Annotated in this window: 1 protein-coding gene; it reads left to right on the top strand. The window is 67.5% G+C overall.

The window, feature by feature from the left end:
- The first annotated feature begins 211 nt into the window (after nt 1-211).
- The gene (locus OB03_RS14440; protein WP_242913749.1) at nt 212-454 is read left to right on the top strand and encodes a phage head-tail adapter protein; all 243 of its coding nucleotides are present in this window, start codon (nt 212-214) and stop codon (nt 452-454) included.
- Nucleotides 455-548: the final 94 nt, after the last annotated feature.

Raw genomic sequence — 548 nt, 5'->3', positions numbered from 1 at the left:
CGGGGGAGGTGGGGTTGAGCCTGACTTCGACGTCGCCGGCACCGTTGAGGCTAGCGGTGCTGATGCTGGTGCTGCGGGCGTATGAGCGGGGTGAGCAGGCGATGGATGTTGCGCCGGTGGAGGCGTGGATTGCGCCTTATCGGGTGGTGCGCCTTTGAGGGTTTTAGCGACGGTTTGGCGGGGTGCGGAAACGCGCACGGCGCAGGGGGGCGTGGCGGTCTTCTATGAGGCGGTCGGGTCGGTTTGGCTGAAGCTGGGGGCGCGACGTCGGACGACCAAGGGCGAGGCGGAGGCTGCGGTGGTGGTTGAGACGCTGAGGGCCGAGGCGCGAGCGGATCCTAGGTTGGAGGAAGGTCTGCGACTGAGGTTTTCGGGCGCGGAGTGGTCGCTGGTGATGGTGGATACGTCGGAGGCTGCGGGGCGTGTGAAGCTGGAACTGGAGCGGGTGCGATGACGGATTTCGCGGGCGTTCTGGCTAAGGGCGTGGTGGCGGCGCTGTCGGCGGAAGCGGGGGTACAGGCGCTGCTGGGTGATCCGGTGCGTGTGTT

The sequence above is a fragment of the Brevundimonas sp. GN22 genome, from assembly GCF_054824005.1.
Note: the sequence above shows the minus strand (reverse complement) of the source record. Positions and strands in the feature narration are given on the sequence as shown.